Origin of the sequence: Acinetobacter sp. UBA3106, from assembly GCA_002365595.1 — a bacterium.
Lineage (GTDB): Bacteria > Pseudomonadota > Gammaproteobacteria > Pseudomonadales > Moraxellaceae > Acinetobacter.
In genome coordinates this window covers 1-14,033 of record DFAM01000017.1, presented here as the reverse complement: position 1 = coordinate 14,033, position 14,033 = coordinate 1, and the positions used below count along the sequence as shown (strand labels likewise).

The window sequence follows — 14,033 nt, the reverse complement described above, 5'->3', positions numbered from 1 at the left end:
TTGATTGAGTTAAACTGTTGATCAGGTTTTAAAAATTTAAACTCGAAGTATTTGAACCAGAAAATTGAGTTAATAAATTACTGAGATTTGTTGTACTCAGTTTACTGCCAGGGAGAAGGTTATTTAATAATGAGCTAACTGAAGGTTGAGTGATGGAGCCAGTCAGATTAGTAATAAGATTGGTGAGAGTGCCTAATGTACTTTCACCGAGAAAATCACTTAATAAGCTTTTAGTTTGCGTTTCAGCGGTTAAGACAGGACTTACTTTAGTTTTTATTAAGCTTAAAAGTTGAAAAGTCATGACCATTCCTTGTGTATAAATGATTTTTAAAAATGCCTATTTTTTGTTTTATTAGAGCGTTTCTCTTTTAATCTATTTCTATACAGTTTTAAAAGATGAGCATTCATCGTAGGTTGGATACTCAGACAAGTAAGCCTGTAGAAAGCTGATTTTTAAAATTAACCAATTGAAAAATATATTTTTAATTAAAAATTTATCGGTCGTTTTTTGTACTTAAATGACCAGTGGTAATTTAGGTAGCAATCAAAAAATTCTTTATCACTAAGCAAGCTTTTGGAAAATATTTTCAGGATATTAAAATTTTGTGAAAAATAAGTAATTATTGTATAACTGAGATAACTGTAATATTTTGCTTAGCTAGTGATTATTGAAAAGAGTATAAAATGGAACTAGATCGTTTCGATAAACAGATCCTTGAAATATTGAGTCATGAAGATGTCAACTTAAATGAGCTGTCAGAGCGCATTAACCTTTCAGTAAGTTCTGTGCATCGACGGATCAAGCATTTAATTGAAGCCAATATCATGACTCATTTAAAGCGTGATATTAACTATGCCAAGTTGGGTTTTAGCTTGCATGTTTTATTGCAAGTTTCTTTGAATAAACATGATACCGATACCTTTGCCAAATTTTTAGAGGAACTGGAAAGTATTCCTGAAGTCATTAATGCCTTTTTAGTTACTGGACAATCTGCTGATTTTATTGTCGAAGTGGTGGCTAAAGATATGGAAAATTATAGTGAAATTCTTTTAAAGCGGATTGGTAAAATTGAGCATGTAGTAGCATTGCATTCCAGCTTTGTGATTAAAGAATACAAGGTGTTGAACTGTAGTGGTTTACTTAACCGGGTTTGAGTTGAGTATTTATCTTATTGCTATGTTTGTCTGGCAGTGATGTGCATGCAAAATCCTTTAAAAACCATAAAAAAACGCACCATCAGGTGCGTTTTTAAATTCAGCTTGCGTATGCTGTATTAGTTTTCTAGTTGCTCTAATACTTCATCTGAGAATTCAACGTTAGTATAAACATTTTGAACATCATCAAGATCTTCAAGCATATCAATCATTTTCATGATTTTTTTCGCTTGGTCGATATCTGTGATTTCAGCTTTGGTTGATGGGTTCATCACAACTTCAGCATTGTCAGATTTAAGACCGGCAGCGGTCAAGGCATCCTGAACTTCACCGAAAGCTTCTGGCGTGGTAATGACCACGATTTCATCTTCTGAAACTTCGATGTCTTCTGCACCTGCTTCTAAAGCCACATCCATAATCTGGTCTTCTAAAGAAACATCTTCAAAAGTGATTTCACCACGTTTAGTGAACAGGAATGCAACTGAGCCATTGGTACCCAAGTTACCATCTGTTTTTGAGAAACAGTGACGAACGTCAGGGACAGTACGGTTTAAGTTGTCAGTCATTGTTTCAACAATAACAGCAACACCACCTACGCCATAACCTTCGTAGGTCACTTCTTTTAAATCATCATTATCTTCACCGCCAGCACCACGTTGGATGGCACGGTTAATCACATCACGTGTCATGTTTACAGACAATGCTTTTTCGACAACAGCACGTAGACGAGGGTTACTTCCCGCATCTGGGCCGCCGAGTTTTGCAGCTGTGGTTAATTCACGAATGTATTTGGTAAAAACTTTACCACGGCTAGCATCTTGTTTTGCTTTACGATGTTTGATATTGGCCCACTTGGAATGACCCGCCATGCGAAATATGCTCCTTATAGATTGGCTTTATGCCTAATCGAATGTGTCAAATTCTACCATAAGCCCTTTTTTCTTAGAAAGGGCTAGGTTTTGAGTTTTTAAACAAATGCCGGTTAGTTTTTATTTTCAACAATGTTTTTAGGTTCTGGAATAATAATATCCAGTCCTACCTTTTCTTTATAGAGCTGTTTTAACAAAGCCAGGTCGTGATTAATTTCTGTTGGATAAATTTTCCCTAAAATCCCACCTTCCTTGGTCTGAGAATTGGCATACATTAAAACGATAGGTACACCTGCAGCTTTGGCAATGTGCCAAAAACCTGTACGAATAGGTTTTCTGACTTCACCTGTTTTGGCACGGGTTGCTTCAGGAGCAATCACCAGATTAAATTTTTCATTCTGCTGAAAATGCTCGACCATAAGCGAAACGATATCCTTATTTGCTTTTCGATCGACAGCAATTCCTCCAATGGCCTCTAATAAAGGTTTCATGGGACCTTTAAATAATTCTTTTTTAATCAGGGTATGAATTTTTATATCATAAATCTGGAATAGTGCTAGTGAAAGCACTGCATCCATCATGGAAGTATGTTCAAATCCGACAATGACCTGCTTATTTTCAAGTACATCTGGTTCAATATGATAGTTCCATCCTGCAAGCTTAAATGCAGATTCACCAATAAATTTTTTTAACATGGAGGTAGGGGATATTTGACAATACGAAAGGAGGTTAATTTCTGCCTGTTCGAATTTATAGTCAAGTGTTGATGCGTTAAAAATAATCAAATAAATACACTATACATAGCTTTTAAAAATGCAGCCATTAATTGGTTGTATATATAAAACAGTCTTGATAAAGACTTTAAAGATATAATTCAATATAAAATAAGACTTAATTGTGGCTATTCAGATGAAAAAATACCTATTAGACTTTTGTCGAAGATAAAATTTTTTAAGCACCTGTCCTTTTTCGGCATTTGTTTAATGAGGATTGAAAAGAATGATGTATGTTTCGACTTTTCTATTAGCGGTTTGCTTGTTTATGCTCGTTGTTGTATGGTCTTTAATCGAAATTCGCATTGAAGAGCAAAAAGAACGCAGTCTTTAGTTTTAATCTGTAGTCCTCGCTTAAATAATTTTATTATTTAGGTTTTAAGAATTCTGATTTAAAATCTAAATAAAAATTAAAATAAGAGTTTTTAAGTATAAGAAATTCATCTTTATCACATGATTTTGGCCTGAACAATGCAATTCATTACAGCATAGATTTTTTAGCTTACTTTTTTATTCCTTCTTACTGGAAGAATTGAGAAAGCAGCACTCTAAGCGTGTTAAATGTTCTGATTGTCAAAGTAGGTGTATATCTTCAATTTTGTAGTTTAATCATTGATTTTAATGTTCTTTCTAAAATTTCTTTGGATCGCATTTTTTTATTAAGCGAATGATTCGATTTGCGCGGTGTTGAAGATAGGTGAGGAATGAAGTTTTTTAAAAAAAATTGCCGTTTAAAAGTTAACCAAGATTGTTGAGTTAGTGTGCAGGCAGAAACGAAAGGGCTTGTCTTTTAAAAAAATCTTCGCTAGTATGCTTTTCGTCTGAAATTATTGATAAATATAGCTTTCAGAATATAGGGCCTATAGCTCAGTTGGTTAGAGCAGCGGACTCATAATCCGTTGGTCGACAGTTCAAGTCTGTCTGGGCCCACCATATATAACAAGCACTTAAGAGCGATTCTCTTAGGTGCTTTTTTAATTCTGAATCCTATATAAGTACTATGTAAGCAATAAAAAAATTAGCAGTGTAAAAAGCACAGGCAATAAAAACCCCTCATTGCGAGGATGTGTCCTTAACTATTAGATGCAAGAAAATCATTTCACATAGTTGCACTCCACAGCTACCAGAATAGAGATCATGCCAAAGATCGCCATTCTTATAAAAACAGAAAATATAGAGACATGTGAAGAAATCCCATTCACGAGGTATTTAATTTTTGCGCCCTTAAAATTAGCTAGGGTTGACCTTCTCAGTTACCATCCATTCCAATTTTAGTTTGGAGTACTTTTTTCATCAGTGTTTCTAGCTAAGCTTTTAAACAAGTCATCCCAAGAAATCACATGGTTAGTTTTATTCAGGTCTTTAGCTTAAACCTACTCCTTAAAAGTCTCATTCAAAGCCTGCTGCACTGCATCAACACGTGATTTACAGGCTTTGTAAGCAGACATCGACTCTTCAACGATTTTCATCAAGTTATCAATATCAGGCTCTTCTTGTGATTGCAGCAGCTCAGCATTCTTCTGAAGAATTTCATAACCTTCTTTAAACGTTAATTCTTTTTTAGTCATTGCTTATTACCTTTGTCACGTGGGCTTCAATGGTGCCATCCTGTAATTCTACCTGAAGACTGTCATCCGAAATCTGTTGAATAGAATGAATAGCTTTGCCTTGGCTGCGGACGATACCGAAACCTTTGGCCATAACATGCCGCGGATTCTGTAATAGGACTTCACGCATTAATGATTCAACCTGCTTGGAAGCCAGTTTAATTTGCTGCTGCGCTAAGTACTGTAAGGTGTCTTTTATTAAATCCAGGGTTTTACTGGCTTCATTGATTTGGCCATGAGCAAGCGTTTTAATTACTCTGATGTATTGATCATTTTGGCTTTGATATGCCGTGATTTGATGCTGAGATAAAAGCTTGATCGTCTGTAGTGATTCCAGTACTTTCTGAGTCCGTTCCACAATCACATTGCGAATACCGCCAATCACTTTACTTGGGGTGTCAAATGACCGGTGAGCGATTTCATCCAAAATGGTGCGGTCCTTTTCATGGCCAATACCGACCCAGACCGGAACTGTACGTTTGCAGAGCAGGGCCGCTAAATCATAGTCATTTAAATAAGCCAGATCATTTACAGCACCGCCGCCCCGGATAATTACAATTAGATCTGGTGCGGCTTTAAAGTCTTTAGCCCACTGACGTAAACCATCGCCCAATGAATTGATAATTGAAACTGCAGCGGTATTTCCCTGAAAGGTGGCAGTGTGATAAACGAAATGACAAACACCGGCTTTATTTAAAGTATCAGCATCTTTCTTGAAGTCACCTAAACCCGCCGCATTTTCCGGAGCAATCACCAAAACGTTTTGAATATCGAACGGAGTGGGGAGGAGTTTATTTTTATCGGCTAAACCTTCTTTGGTTAAGCGTTCTAATATTTGCTGATAGCGCTGTGCAATATCACCCAGGGTATAACTTGAATTAATATCTTCTATATTGAGGGAAAAACCATACTGTGGATTAAATGTAGCTTTAACTTTAATCAGGACATTTAGATCCTTAGATAGCTCAATACCACTTTCACGTTCGAATTTTAAAACCATTTTGGCTGCTGAAAACTTCCAGATTGTCGCTTTACAACTGGCAATAACTTTATCTGTATTTTCTTCTTTTTCTGCCAGCTCTAAATAATAGTGGCCGCCTTTAATACTCAGATTACGGATCTCAGCTTTGACCCATACCGACTCATCGAAGGTTATTTTGATAACCTCCTGAACCATTGACAAGTATTCACTTAAAGAAAGCTGAAAGTCGGACATAAAGCAAGCAATGCCTAAATCTTGAGTAAAAATAGTATACAGCCGTAAAATCGGAGGCAATGTAGGTATATTGAACTTCTAGCAAGGAATATGTCGCATGCAGCGTTGGTTAAAATACGAACTTGATCTAAAGCCCGCTAAGTAATGAAATTTTTATTTACCGTTTAACTTATATTCGAATGCTTTTATTTACATATAGTACAAAAAATAATCAAAACAAGATTAGAAGGATACAAATTCTAATGCTAGTTTTATACTCAAGCATTAAACAGTTGAGGTGAGCAATGAAACTATGGAATTTGCTTGGTATAAGCCTATTTAAAAATTATTGTCTAAAAGTTATAAAGAACAAACCTGCGTATTCCAAAGCTGACTTTGATGAAATTGTTAGAAAAGCATTATTAAAAGATTTCGCAAAATAGAGTAGTGATTCAGATCACTTATAATATTTGTTAAATAGAAGAGCTTATCGAAAGATGAGCTTTTTATTTAATATAGATAAAATGAATATGTGCTGCAAAAAACTATTTGTATATATCAGAAACAAAAACATAACTGAGGATAAAACTCATTTAAACGTTGAGGAATCAAATATTATGAATAGAAGTACACTTATTTGAGATGTAGCCTAAGCTATATTTGCCAGCACTCAAGATTCAATTCATAAATATCAGTTATTAAATGTAATGGATGCTTACCGTAGATAAAATTTGCCGATTTATGCGCATACTGAATCAGGCAAAGCTCATACCCAAGTGGCAACTTAAGTTCGCACAAATTAGGAAGAGTTTAACTTCTTCATGTATGTGCAATGAAAGTCATAAACCCCTAAATTAAATCATTTAATCTAAGGGTTTATTTGCGGATATTAGTATCTTAATCAGACTAATTGAAATTAAATTAAGCTATTGAATCCCAATTAAAAGAACCTACTGAGTTAAGAGCTCTTTCTACACTTTACTCCCTACTTTATTGAGTGATTTTAATAGTGCTTCAGCAGTCGCGGCAGAAGAGGCCGGATTCTGCCCGGTAATCAGTAAACCATCTTTCTGTACATGCACCTGCCAGTCCTCAGCTTTGGAATATTTCCCACCTTTTTCTTTCAGCATGTCTTCCACTAAAAATGGCACAATATCGGTTAGACCTACGCCGTCTTCTTCGGTATTAGTAAAACCGGTGACTGTCTTGCCTTCTACAATCGAACGGCCTTCGGCATCTTTCACATCACGCAGGACACCGGGTGCATGACAGACCAGCGCAACAGGTTTATCTGCCTGCAAGGTCTGCTCAATTAAAGAAATGGAATTCTGGTCTTTGGCCAGATCCCATAATGGCCCATGACCACCCGGATAGAACACGGCATCAAAATCCTGATTGAGAACTTCACTCAGTTTATGCGTATTGGCAAGAGCCTGCTTGGCCACTTCATCTGCTTCAAAGCGTTTGGTAGTTTCAGTTTGCGCATCCGGCTCATTACTTTTTGGATCTAATGGTGGCTGACCACCTGCAGGAGAGGTCAATGTGACTTCTGCACCGGCATCGATAAACGTATAATAAGGTGCAGCCAGTTCTTCCAGCCAGAAGCCGGTTTTTTTACCCGTGTCACCGAGTTGGTCATGTGAAGTCAGAACGATCAGAATTTTCATATTATTTTCCCGTATCTCATTAAACATTGCGAATCATCGACTGTTAATTTAACAAGGCATGCGCGTCGGGAATGTTGTGATACGTTCATTTGCTGTATCGATACGTTGTTGTTTCAGTTGATTTAACTAAGGTACATAGCTATGCAAAGTGAACAGTATGTTCAATATTCATCTACCCATCAACAAGTCTTGCTGAAGATCAGCCTGCTTACGTAAGAAATCCCAGACCAGTTTAATTTTCGGTTCATGTTGCAGATCGACCAAGGTCAGCATCCAGAAAGTGTGGGTAAAACTGACCTGATCGCCCAGAACCTCTTTGAGTTCGCTTTTATCATTGACCAGAAATTTCGGCAAAATAGCCAGCCCGGCTCCTGCGCGAACCGCAATCTCCTGCGCCAGAATACTGTTACTGCGAAAACAGGCACTGACCTGCAAGGGAAGACGCTCCAGCGAATAAAGTGCAGTGCTATAGACCAGATCATCAATATAATCGACAAAACGGTGCTGCTGGAGGTCTTCCAGTTTTTTAATTTCCGGATTTTGCTGTAAATAATGCTGGCTGCCATATAGCTTTAAACAGTAATTAGACAAACGAGTAATGATATAGGGACCAGATTTGGGACGGTCAATCGCGATCACAATATCGGCTTCACGATGTGACAATTTAATGGTCTTCGGAACCGGAATTAAATCGATGGTTAAGGAGGGATAATGCTGGGAAAACTCAGCCAGTAACCGCGCTAAAAATGCAGTTCCAAAGCCTTCTGGTGCACCAATCCGGACCCGACCTTGCAAGGGATCATGGCGCTTGTCAATCTGGATAAAGGACTGCTCCATCTGTTCGACACGCGGCACCAGTGCCAGACCTTCCGAGGTCAGTTCATAACCGGTGGCTTCGCGCTTAAACAATTGCGTACCTAAAGTACTTTCCAGGGCCTGAATTCGCCGCGCTACGGTACTGTGTTCAACCCCAATCAAGCGTGCTGCATTGGTGAGCGTTTTAGCACGCGCCAAAACCAGAAAAAAGCGTAAATGATCCCAATCCACTTTCATTTTTTATTTAACATCCTGTTAAATTCCTGTGCATATTTGCACAACCATCGTGCACCAATTTCTATTGGTGGTCAAAGTGTTCTTTGTTAGTCTGCTGAAACAGCGTAAAAATTATACGTTACATAAAAGCCAGTAAAGGCAGATACAACGACAATAACAACCCAGCACGGAGCGACCATGAACGCCATTTCTCATCCACAGCAAAGTACCGGATTCACCACCGCAAAACTCCTCATTAATGGTGAATTTGTCGAATCAAAAACCAGCCATTGGCAAGATATTGTTAATCCTGCAACTCAGGAAGTCTTGGGTCAGGTGCCATTTGCTACCGAAGAAGAAGTCAATGCCGCCATTGCTGCCGCACAAAATGCCTTTGCCAGCTGGCGCCAAACCCCGATTCAAGCCCGTATGCGGATTATGCTGAAATTGCAGGATCTGATTCGTACCAATTTAAAAAGTATTGCGCAGGTATTAACGGCGGAGCAGGGCAAAACATTGGCCGATGCCGAAGGTGATATCCAGCGCGGTCTGGAAGTGGTCGAGCATGCCTGTTCGATCGGTTCATTACAGATGGGTGAGTATATTGAGGGCGTGGCACGCGGTGTCGATACCTATACCTTGCAGCAACCACTAGGTGTCTGTGCAGGGATTACGCCGTTTAACTTCCCGGCAATGATTCCACTGTGGATGTTCCCGATGGCGATTGTCTGCGGGAATACTTTTGTTTTAAAACCTTCTGAACAGGATCCGCTATCGACCATGATGCTGGTTGAACTGGCGATTCAGGCAGGTGTGCCGGCAGGCGTACTGAATGTGGTCCATGGCGGTAAAGAAGTGGTCGATCTACTGTGTACTCATCGTGACATCAAGGCGATTTCTTTTGTGGGTTCGACTGCAGTCGGCACGCATGTTTATAACCTCGCAGGCCAGCACGGCAAGCGTGTGCAGTCGATGATGGGCGCGAAAAACCATGTCGTGGTGATGCCTGATGCCAACAAGGAACAGACCTTAAATGCGTTGGTCGGTGCAGCCTTTGGCGCCGCAGGTCAACGTTGTATGGCACTTTCTGTGGCGGTGATGGTTGGTGATACCAAGCACTGGGTCGATGAACTGGTCAATAAAACCAAAACTTTGAAAGTTAATGCCGGACACGAGCCAAATACCGATGTTGGACCAGTGATTTCAACCCGTGCCAAAGCACGCGTACTGGATCTGATTAACAGTGGCGTTGAACAAGGCGCTGAACTGCTGCTGGATGGCCGTGATGTACAGGTTCTAGGCTATGAAAAAGGCAATTTTGTCGGGCCAACGATTTTTAATCAGGTCACGACCGATATGCGCATTTATAAAGAAGAAGTGTTTGGTCCGGTACTGGCGATCATGCATGTCGATACTTTAGAGCAGGCCATTGAGCTAATTAATGCCAATCCATTTGGCAATGGCGTTGGTCTCTTTACCCAAAATGGCAATACGGCACGTACCTTCCAGAACCAGATTGATATCGGTCAGGTGGGCATTAACATTCCAATTCCTGTCCCTGTACCTTTCTTCAGCTTTACTGGTTCACGCGGTTCAAAACTGGGTGATCTCGGTCCTTATGGCAAACAGGCGGTGCAGTTCTATACCCAGACCAAAACCATTACCAGCCGCTGGTTTGAAGATGACCAGGAAACCACTGGTGTCAATACCACGATCAGTCTGCGTTAAGGAGCATCAGCATGAAGATTGCATTTATCGGTTTAGGCAACATGGGCGGCTCCATGGCGCAAAATCTGCTGAAGTCCGGTCATCAGGTTTTTGGTTATGACTTAAGTGCAGTGGCTTTACAGCATTTTGCAGAAGCGGGTGGTATCGTCTGCGACAGTCCACAAGCTGCCGCGAAGCAGGCGGAGATCGTGGTCAGCATGTTGCCCGCAGCCAAGCATGTACGTGAGGTTTATCTTGGTGAACACGGTATTCTGGAGGTGCTTCAAGCGGGCAGCTTATGTATAGACAGCAGCACCATTGATCCGCAAACCATTCAGGAGGTTGCTGCAGCAGCTCAGGTCAAGCAGATTCGCGTCTGTGATGCACCGGTATCCGGCGGTACTTTAGGTGCCAAAGACGGCACTTTAACCTTTATGGTCGGTGCAGATAATGCCACCTTTGAGGCGGTCAAACCGGTTCTCAGCTGTATGGGTAAAAATCTGGTGCATTGTGGTGCGGTGGGAACAGGACAGGTGGCAAAAATCTGTAATAACCTGATTCTGGGAATTTCCATGACTGCGGTGGCAGAAGGGATGGCACTCGGGGCCAAACTGGGCATTGATCCACAGGCCTTGGCTGGGGTGATCAACAGTTCCACCGGACGTTGCTGGAGTTCTGAAATTTATAATCCATGGCCAGATATCTGTGCCAATGCGCCGTCATCGCGGGGTTATACCGACGGTTTTGCCGCACAACTGATGCTGAAGGATTTGGGTCTGGCCGTGGATGCAGCGCAACAGGTGGATCAGCCGGTGGTGCTGGGCAGCATGGTACAGAAACTCTATCAACAACTGTGTCAGGAAGGCGATGCCCATCTGGACTTCTCCAGCATCATGCATCAATACACCACGCCACCTGCTTAAAACTTAAAAGATTCAGATGGAGCAAGGATTCGCTTCAATAACTACACCTTGTCAGTAATAACGATAAATTCAGGCTGAGGTTTAACATGTTAGATTATCAAACAACGGTTCAAAACTTTGATTTAAATACGGTTGCAAGTCAGTATCTCTCCGGTTCAATGCAGGCAGTAAATGCCTGTTATGAATGCTGTGACCGTCATGCCGATTCCGATGCCATTGCCTTGTACTGGTATGGCAAAGATGGCCGCAAAGAACAGTATAGCTTTCGCGAGCTGAAAAAATATTCCAGCCAGTTTGCCAACTTTTTAAAATCTCAGGGAATCCGTAAAGGCGACCGCGTTTCCGGATTATTACCGCGTACCCCGGAGCTGATTATTACCATTTTAGCAACCTGGCGGATTGGTGCGGTCTATCAACCGTTATTTACAGCCTTTGGTCCCAAAGCCATCGAGCATCGCATTCAGCTGGCGCAAAGCAAGCTGGTAGTAACCGATTTAGCCAATCGGGAGAAATTATCCGAGATCAGCAACTGTGCACCGATTGTGACGGTACATGCCGAAAGCGAGGCAGAACGTTATCCGCACGATCTCAGCTTCTGGACGGTATTAAACCGTCAGGCTGAAGCTTGTGAGCTGGAAATGCTCGATATCAATGATCCTTTTTTATTGATGTTTACCTCCGGCACCACTGGACCGGCGAAACCGCTTAAAGTTCCGCTGAAAGCACTGATTGCTTTTGGTGGCTATATGCAAAATGCCATCGGTCTAAGCCCTGAAGATGCGTTCTGGAATATTGCTGATCCCGGCTGGGCCTACGGTTTGTATTACGCGATTACTGGTCCCTTAATGCTTGGACACTCGACCTTATTTTATGAAGGCGGTTTTAATGCAGAAAGTGTCTGCGAAATTGTTAAGGAATATGGCATTACCAATCTTGCCGGTGCACCCACTGCCTACCGCATGCTGATGGCAGCAGATCCTGCTCAAATGGCAAAATTGCGCGGTAAATTACGTGTCGTCAGCAGTGCGGGAGAACCGTTAAATCCGGAAGTGATCCGCTGGTTTAAAGAGGTGCTGGATGTGCCGATTTATGACCATTATGGCCAGACTGAAGTCGGGATGGTGGTGTGTAATCATCATGCCTTGGAACATCCGGTCCGTTCAGGTTCGGCAGGCTTTGCCAGCCCGGGTTACCGGATTGCCGTTGTCGATGAACAGGGGCATGAATTAGCGGCTGACGTCCCGGGCATCCTGGCAGTGGATATTAGCCAATCGCCGATGATGTGGTTCTCTGGCTATGAAGAAAGCCGTAAATCTCCATTTGTCGGGCAGTATTACTTAACTGGGGATACCGCAGAAATTCATGCCGATGGCAGTATGAGCTTTGTCGGGCGTAGTGATGATGTCATTACAACGTCAGGCTATCGGGTGGGTCCATTTGATGTGGAAAGTGCCTTGCTGGAACATGATGCCGTGATTGAAGCAGCGGTGATTGGTGTACCTGATCCCGAGCGTACCGAAGTGATTAAAGCCTTTGTGATTCTGGCGAATAATTTTGCAGCTTCGCCCCATCTGGAAGAAGAACTCGGTCAATTTGTGAAAAAGCGTTTATCTGCGCATGCCTATCCGCGTCTGATTGAATTTGTGACCGAATTGCCGAAAACCCCAAGCGGTAAAATTCAACGCTTTTTACTCCGGAATCAGGAAATCAACAAGCAGCAATCCAAAACTGCATAACCCAATAAAGCTAGCAGATTGAATAAGAAGACCAAATAAAGAGATTGAAGGAAGCATCGATGCAACTAACGGAAGAGCAAAAACTAATTCAGGATATGGCCAAAAGCTTTGCTCAGGAACAGATTAAACCCTTTGCCGGCGAGTGGGATCAAAAAGGCATTTTTCCTAAACAGGCCTTGGCCCAAATGGGAGAGCTTGGTTTTTTAGGCATGCTGATTCCCGAGGAATGGGGCGGTTCCGGTACAGGTGCACTGGCTTATGTTCTGGCCTTAGAAGAAGTCGCTGCAGCCGATGGTGCGACTTCAGCCATCATGAGCGTACATAACTCGGTGGGTTGTGTACCGATTTTCAAGTTCGGCACAGACCAGCAAAAGCAGCAATTTTTAAAGCCTTTGGCCCAAGGTGAAATGATTGGGGCCTTTGCCTTAACCGAACCGCATACCGGATCGGATGCTGCCGCGATTAAAACCCGGGCGGTCAAGGATGGCGATTATTACATTCTGAATGGCGCCAAACAGTTTATTACTTCAGGCCACAATGCCGGGATGATTATTGTCTTTGCCGTGACTGATCCAGCTGCGGGCAAAAAAGGCATGAGTGCATTTTTAGTACCGCGCGACACACCTGGCTATGAAGTGATTCGGGTGGAAGAAAAACTCGGCCTGCATGCTTCGGATACCTGTCAGATTGCCTTAACCGATGTCCGCATTCATGAAAGTTTAAGACTCGGTGCCGAAGGCGAAGGTCTGAAAATTGCCTTGGCCAATCTGGAAGGTGGACGAATCGGTATTGCTGCACAGGCAGTGGGTCTGGCACGTGCAGCTTTAGAAGAAGCCACCAAATATGCACACGACCGCGTGGCTTTTGGCAAACCAATTTTTGAACAGCAGGCGATTTCTTTCAGGCTTGCCAGCATGGCCACCGAAATTGAAGCGGCACGGCAACTGGTGCATTTTGCAGCACGCAAAAAAGAAGCCGGTGAAGCCTGTTTAACTGAAGCTTCCATGGCCAAGCTATTTGCTTCGGAAATGGCAGAACGTGTCTGTTCCAAAGCACTGCAGATTTTTGGCGGCTATGGTTATCTCAAAGATTTTCCGATTGAGCGGATTTATCGGGATGCGCGGATTTGTCAGATTTATGAAGGCACCAGCGATATTCAGCACCTGGTGATTGCACGCAGCCTCTAATTTTAAAAGGATTTATCTCATGCAATGGCAAACGATTTTATTAGAACAACGCAACGGTGTCGGACTGATTACCTTAAACCGCCCGCAAGCGTTAAATGCACTGAATAACCAGCTGATTGTTGAAGTCAATCAGGCACTGGATCAGCTGGAAAAAGATCCGGCAATTGGCTGTATTGTGATTA

At 42.0% G+C, this 14,033-nt stretch carries 13 protein-coding genes and 1 tRNA gene; 7 read left to right on the top strand and 7 right to left on the bottom strand.

Features of this window, described 5'->3' with window-relative positions; all coding sequences use genetic code 11:
• Positions 1–28 precede the first annotated feature (28 nt).
• A complete protein-coding gene (locus tag B4C48_RS09625) occupies positions 29–301 on the bottom strand; it encodes a hypothetical protein (RefSeq protein ID WP_291355929.1) in 273 nt (90 codons plus the stop codon).
• A gap of 383 nt (positions 302–684) precedes the next feature.
• On the opposite strand from B4C48_RS09625, the gene B4C48_RS09620 reads away from it, so the two are divergent.
• Positions 685–1,155 carry an Lrp/AsnC family transcriptional regulator gene (locus B4C48_RS09620; protein WP_086175902.1) on the top strand — a complete coding sequence of 157 codons (471 nt, stop codon included), beginning with the start codon at positions 685–687 and terminating at the stop codon, positions 1,153–1,155.
• Between the two features lie 119 nt (positions 1,156–1,274).
• Here B4C48_RS09620 and B4C48_RS09615 read toward each other — a convergent pair whose 3' ends face one another.
• Together B4C48_RS09615 and B4C48_RS09610 are read right to left on the bottom strand one after the other, a co-directional pair.
• Positions 1,275–2,024, bottom strand: coding sequence for a YebC/PmpR family DNA-binding transcriptional regulator (locus B4C48_RS09615; RefSeq protein WP_291355926.1), 750 nt, complete (start codon positions 2,022–2,024; stop codon positions 1,275–1,277).
• A gap of 113 nt (positions 2,025–2,137) precedes the next feature.
• A complete protein-coding gene (locus tag B4C48_RS09610; protein ID WP_291355924.1) occupies positions 2,138–2,719 on the bottom strand; it encodes a 1-acyl-sn-glycerol-3-phosphate acyltransferase in 582 nt (193 codons plus the stop codon).
• Positions 2,720–3,653: 934 nt separating this feature from the next.
• Here B4C48_RS09610 and B4C48_RS09605 point away from each other — a divergent pair.
• Positions 3,654–3,730: transfer RNA gene (locus tag B4C48_RS09605), tRNA-Ile, on the top strand.
• A gap of 440 nt (positions 3,731–4,170) precedes the next feature.
• On the opposite strand, the gene xseB is transcribed toward B4C48_RS09605, so the two are convergent.
• The 4 genes from xseB to B4C48_RS09585 form a co-directional block, all read right to left on the bottom strand.
• Positions 4,171–4,365 carry an exodeoxyribonuclease VII small subunit gene (xseB, locus tag B4C48_RS09600; RefSeq protein WP_291355922.1) on the bottom strand — a complete coding sequence of 65 codons (195 nt, stop codon included), beginning with the start codon at positions 4,363–4,365 and terminating at the stop codon, positions 4,171–4,173.
• On the bottom strand, positions 4,358–5,620 hold the full coding sequence (gene xseA, locus B4C48_RS09595) for an exodeoxyribonuclease VII large subunit (RefSeq protein ID WP_291355921.1): 1,263 nt from the start codon (positions 5,618–5,620) through the stop codon (positions 4,358–4,360). The genes xseB and xseA overlap by 8 nt, the downstream gene beginning before the upstream one ends.
• 950 nt (positions 5,621–6,570) lie before the next feature.
• Complete coding sequence (locus B4C48_RS09590) at positions 6,571–7,266, bottom strand: type 1 glutamine amidotransferase domain-containing protein (RefSeq protein WP_291355919.1); 696 nt, start codon at positions 7,264–7,266, stop codon at positions 6,571–6,573.
• A 168-nt stretch (positions 7,267–7,434) separates the two neighbouring features.
• Complete coding sequence (locus B4C48_RS09585; protein ID WP_005251776.1) at positions 7,435–8,319, bottom strand: LysR family transcriptional regulator; 885 nt, start codon at positions 8,317–8,319, stop codon at positions 7,435–7,437.
• Between the two features lie 177 nt (positions 8,320–8,496).
• Here B4C48_RS09585 and B4C48_RS09580 point away from each other — a divergent pair, with 177 nt between their 5' ends.
• The 5 genes from B4C48_RS09580 to B4C48_RS09560 all read left to right on the top strand — a co-directional run.
• Positions 8,497–10,026, top strand: coding sequence for a CoA-acylating methylmalonate-semialdehyde dehydrogenase (locus B4C48_RS09580; protein WP_291355916.1), 1,530 nt, complete (start codon positions 8,497–8,499; stop codon positions 10,024–10,026).
• Between the two features lie 11 nt (positions 10,027–10,037).
• On the top strand, positions 10,038–10,928 hold the full coding sequence (gene mmsB / locus B4C48_RS09575) for a 3-hydroxyisobutyrate dehydrogenase (protein WP_291355914.1): 891 nt from the start codon (positions 10,038–10,040) through the stop codon (positions 10,926–10,928).
• A gap of 86 nt (positions 10,929–11,014) precedes the next feature.
• Positions 11,015–12,664: an AMP-binding protein gene (locus B4C48_RS09570; protein ID WP_291355912.1), complete on the top strand. Its 1,650-nt coding sequence runs from the start codon at positions 11,015–11,017 to the stop codon at positions 12,662–12,664.
• Positions 12,665–12,723: 59 nt separating this feature from the next.
• The gene (locus B4C48_RS09565) at positions 12,724–13,851 is read left to right on the top strand and encodes an acyl-CoA dehydrogenase family protein (protein WP_291355910.1); all 1,128 of its coding nucleotides are present in this window, start codon (positions 12,724–12,726) and stop codon (positions 13,849–13,851) included.
• 19 nt (positions 13,852–13,870) lie between these two features.
• Positions 13,871–14,033: enoyl-CoA hydratase-related protein (locus tag B4C48_RS09560; protein ID WP_291356285.1), on the top strand; the 163-nt coding region annotated here is incomplete at its 3' end.

What these genes read in the sequence shown, in the direction of transcription:
- B4C48_RS09625 (WP_291355929.1), bottom strand. Translation starts at nt 301, where the DNA reads ATGACTTTTCAACTTTTAAGCTTAATAAAAACTAAAGTAAGTCCTGTC.
- B4C48_RS09620 (WP_086175902.1), top strand. Translation starts at nt 685, where the DNA reads ATGGAACTAGATCGTTTCGATAAACAGATCCTTGAAATATTGAGTCAT.
- B4C48_RS09615 (WP_291355926.1), bottom strand. Translation starts at nt 2,024, where the DNA reads ATGGCGGGTCATTCCAAGTGGGCCAATATCAAACATCGTAAAGCAAAA.
- B4C48_RS09610 (WP_291355924.1), bottom strand. Translation starts at nt 2,719, where the DNA reads ATGTTAAAAAAATTTATTGGTGAATCTGCATTTAAGCTTGCAGGATGG.
- xseB (WP_291355922.1), bottom strand. Translation starts at nt 4,365, where the DNA reads ATGACTAAAAAAGAATTAACGTTTAAAGAAGGTTATGAAATTCTTCAG.
- xseA (WP_291355921.1), bottom strand. Translation starts at nt 5,620, where the DNA reads ATGTCCGACTTTCAGCTTTCTTTAAGTGAATACTTGTCAATGGTTCAG.
- B4C48_RS09590 (WP_291355919.1), bottom strand. Translation starts at nt 7,266, where the DNA reads ATGAAAATTCTGATCGTTCTGACTTCACATGACCAACTCGGTGACACG.
- B4C48_RS09585 (WP_005251776.1), bottom strand. Translation starts at nt 8,319, where the DNA reads ATGAAAGTGGATTGGGATCATTTACGCTTTTTTCTGGTTTTGGCGCGT.
- B4C48_RS09580 (WP_291355916.1), top strand. Translation starts at nt 8,497, where the DNA reads ATGAACGCCATTTCTCATCCACAGCAAAGTACCGGATTCACCACCGCA.
- mmsB (WP_291355914.1), top strand. Translation starts at nt 10,038, where the DNA reads ATGAAGATTGCATTTATCGGTTTAGGCAACATGGGCGGCTCCATGGCG.
- B4C48_RS09570 (WP_291355912.1), top strand. Translation starts at nt 11,015, where the DNA reads ATGTTAGATTATCAAACAACGGTTCAAAACTTTGATTTAAATACGGTT.
- B4C48_RS09565 (WP_291355910.1), top strand. Translation starts at nt 12,724, where the DNA reads ATGCAACTAACGGAAGAGCAAAAACTAATTCAGGATATGGCCAAAAGC.